We start from the raw sequence: 3232 nt of genomic DNA, 5'->3' as shown, positions 1-3232 counted from the left end.
AAAAGCGGGCATTTTTACATCCTGGAGTTCTTCGCAGAAGAACTTTCCTATTACACAAAAAAATGCCCTATGGCTGAAGTTCCCATAGCCACAGGGCATTTCATTTTATCATAATTATATGGTCTGCGTCTCCGTTTTTTTCATTGCAGCCTGCTCCTTCACAGCCGCCGCTCTGGATTCTTCCCAGAAATGACAGGCCACGCAATGACCCTTTTCCCCTGTTTCCCGAAGAGCAGGGGTTTCTTTTTTGCATATTTCCTGCGCCATCCAGCATCTTGGGGCAAACCGGCAGCCTTCCGGCGGGTTAAGAGGGCTGGGGACATCCCCTTTCAGCACGATACGGGACACCTTTTTTCCGGTCTCCACCTTTGGAATGGCTGATAAAAGAGCTATGGTATAGGGATGTACGGCATTATTAAAGATGTCATCCGTTTCCGCACTTTCAATGATCTGTCCCAGATACATGACGGCAATGCGGTTTGAAATATGGCGCACTACCGATAAATCGTGAGAAATAAAAAGATAGGACAAGCCTCTTTTTTTCTGTAAATCCATAAGCAGATTGATGATAGTCGCCTGAATGGATACGTCAAGGGAGGATACCGGCTCATCACAGACAATAAATTCCGGTGATAAGGATAATGCCCTGGCAATTCCCACGATCTGGCGTTTTCCTCCATCCAGCTCATGAGGATATTTGTTCAGCAAATCCCTTGAAATTCCGCAGTCATCACACAACGTTTCTATTTTCTCATCCTTTTCCTTGTCAGAACCGATCCTATGGATCTTATAAGCCTCTTTCAATATGGAACGAATGGTCTTCCTGGGATTTAAAGAAGAATAGGGGTCCTGGAAAATAATCTGTATTTTAGAGCACATTTCTAACAGCTCCTGCTTTCCTGCTGCCTTAAATACATCCTTTTCCCCGTAAATCAATTCTCCTCCCGTCGGCTTATGCAGTCTCATGATTACGTTTCCAACCGTGCTTTTTCCGCATCCGGACTCTCCCACCAGACCAAGAGTCTCTCCCGGATAAATATCAAAGGAAATATTGTCCACTGCGTGAAGTTCTCCCTTTCCCTTGATTTCAAAATATTTTTTTAGATTTTTAACCTGAATCAGAGGTTTTCTTCCATTGTCTATTCCATTCATACTTTGACCTCCCCGGCTTTATGGCAGGCCACATAATGATTCTCACCTATCTGAAACATCTGCGGCGCATGTTCTGAACATCGGCCCGAGGCTTTCCCGCACCGTTCATGGAACGGACAGCCTGAGGGAAGATTTTCCGGATTTGCTACTGTTCCGGGAATGGAGGCAAGCCTTTCCCTTGGCCCCGTAAGCTTGGGGATGGAACCGAACAAACCAATGGTATAGGGATGAGAAGGTTTGCTGAATACCTCCTCCACAGAACCATACTCCACGATGATCCCCGCATACATGACGGCAACATTGTCGCAGATCTCCGCTATAATGCCCAGGTTATGGGTAATCATCAGCAGAGAGCTGTCATACTTGACCAAAAGCTCTTTTATCAGCTCCAATATCTGGGCCTGTATGGTAACGTCCAAAGCTGTGGTGGGCTCATCTGCGATCAAAAGGGAGGGGTTGCAGGCCAGGGCTGCGGCGATGCCGACTCTCTGTCTCATGCCGCCGGAAAACTGGTGGGGGAAATCATTCACCCGGTATTTAGCGATGCCCACCACTTCCAACAGCTTGCCGGCCTCATTAACGGCCTCCTTTTTGCTTAAATTCTTATGCTTCTGCAAAACCATGCCGATCTGTTCCCCTACGGTAAATACAGGGTTTAAAGACGTCAGAGGGTTCTGGAATATCATGGCTATCTTGTCGCCTCTCATGTTCATCAACTCTTTTTGAGACATTTTGAATACGGATTTCCCCTCATACAGAATATCTCCGCCTGTCACCTTGCCGGCAGGCTGGGGAATCAAATTAAGCATTCCCAGGGCTGTAGTCGTCTTACCGGCGCCTGATTCTCCGACCAGTCCAAGTGCTTCTCCTCTGCCTATTGTAAGATTAACCCCGTTAAGAGCATATGCTACGGCACGACCCGTCTCAAATTTTACTGAGAAATCTTTGATCTCAATTAATTTTTCCATCTGGATTCTCCCTTTCGTGGTTAATTCTTATTCTTTGGATCCAGTACGTCACGTACACCGTCACCTAAAAAGTTAAATGCCAGCACTGCGATCATAAGCGCTGCCCCAGGTGCTACGACGACCCACGGAGCCGTTGCCAGATACTCTCTGCCGTCTGCGATCATAACTCCCCAGGAAGGGGCAGGAGCCGGAACTCCAAGTCCCAGGAAGCTTAATGAGGACTCGGTCAGGATGGTGCGTCCAAATTCCTGGCTCATGACAATGATAAGCTGTGTCAGTACATTGGGAAGGATCTGGGTAAACATGATCCTCTTCTTGGAGGAGCCTAAAACCTGGGAAGCGTGAATGTACTCCATATTCCGGATCCCCATAACATTGCTCCGCACTACGCGGGCATACTGCACCCATCTTGTAAACACCAGAACCAGGATCAGATTATTGGTGCTGTTCCCAAGTACAGCCATAACTGCGACTGCCAGGATCATGGGAGGAATGGACACCTGAATGTCGCTGAATCTCATAATGACCGTATCAATGATTCCACCGAAAAAACCGGATATGATTCCAAGGATGGTGCCGATGATGGCCGTGGCAATCACCACGGAAAAGGAGATCCACAAAGAAACCCTGCTGCCTACCATCAGTCTGGACAAAATATCCTGTCCCAGAGGATCTGTTCCCAGAATGTAGCCGCTCCAGCCCTTTGAGAAGCCATCAGGCATCTTTAACCGGAGCGTCAGATCCGAAGCTATGGGGTTATGGGGCGCAGCCCAGGGAGAGATTAACGATACGAAAATAATAAAGGAAACCAATACCGCTCCTATGACGAAAAAGTTGCTTTTCCGCATTCTTCTGAATAATTCTTGTCTGCTCATTCAAATCCCCCTTAGTTAAAGTCCATGCGCGGATCAACAATGGTATAGATAATATCTACCAGCAGGTTGACCAGTACAAAACACGCAGATATTACCAAAAGAACGGACTGCACCAACGGGAAATCCCGAAGCCCAATGGCCTGGACCGTCAGAGTGCCAATTCCCGGCCAGCCAAATATCTGTTCCGTTACAACAGCTCCGCCCAGGAATGTGCCGACCTGCAGGCCCACAACCGTA

The 3232-nt window shown here is 47.7% G+C and carries 4 protein-coding genes; all 4 read right to left on the bottom strand.

Annotated features, from left to right (window positions below; genetic code table 11):
* Positions 1 to 114: 114 nt before the first annotated feature.
* A complete protein-coding gene (locus RT269_RS29960) occupies positions 115 to 1152 on the bottom strand; it encodes an ABC transporter ATP-binding protein (RefSeq protein WP_313188177.1) in 1038 nt (345 codons plus the stop codon).
* Entirely contained in the window at positions 1149 to 2120 is a 972-nt protein-coding gene (locus RT269_RS29955; protein ID WP_313188175.1) for an ABC transporter ATP-binding protein, read from the bottom strand. Before RT269_RS29955 ends, RT269_RS29960 begins: the two co-directional genes overlap by 4 nt.
* A 20-nt stretch (positions 2121 to 2140) precedes the next feature.
* Positions 2141 to 2995, bottom strand: coding sequence for an ABC transporter permease (locus tag RT269_RS29950; protein ID WP_313188174.1), 855 nt, complete (start codon positions 2993 to 2995; stop codon positions 2141 to 2143).
* Positions 2996 to 3006: 11 nt separating this feature from the next.
* The coding region (locus RT269_RS29945) for an ABC transporter permease subunit (RefSeq protein WP_313188172.1) at positions 3007 to 3232 on the bottom strand (226 nt) is incomplete at its 5' end.

The sequence above is a fragment of the Lacrimispora sp. genome (genome assembly GCF_032078915.1).
GTDB lineage: Bacteria > Bacillota > Clostridia > Lachnospirales > Lachnospiraceae > Lacrimispora.
The sequence above is the reverse complement of the archived record's forward strand: the minus strand, read 5'-3'. Positions and strand labels throughout refer to the sequence as shown.

What these genes read in the sequence shown, in the direction of transcription:
- RT269_RS29960 (WP_313188177.1), bottom strand. Translation starts at nt 1,152, where the DNA reads ATGAATGGAATAGACAATGGAAGAAAACCTCTGATTCAGGTTAAAAAT.
- RT269_RS29955 (WP_313188175.1), bottom strand. Translation starts at nt 2,120, where the DNA reads ATGGAAAAATTAATTGAGATCAAAGATTTCTCAGTAAAATTTGAGACG.
- RT269_RS29950 (WP_313188174.1), bottom strand. Translation starts at nt 2,995, where the DNA reads ATGAGCAGACAAGAATTATTCAGAAGAATGCGGAAAAGCAACTTTTTC.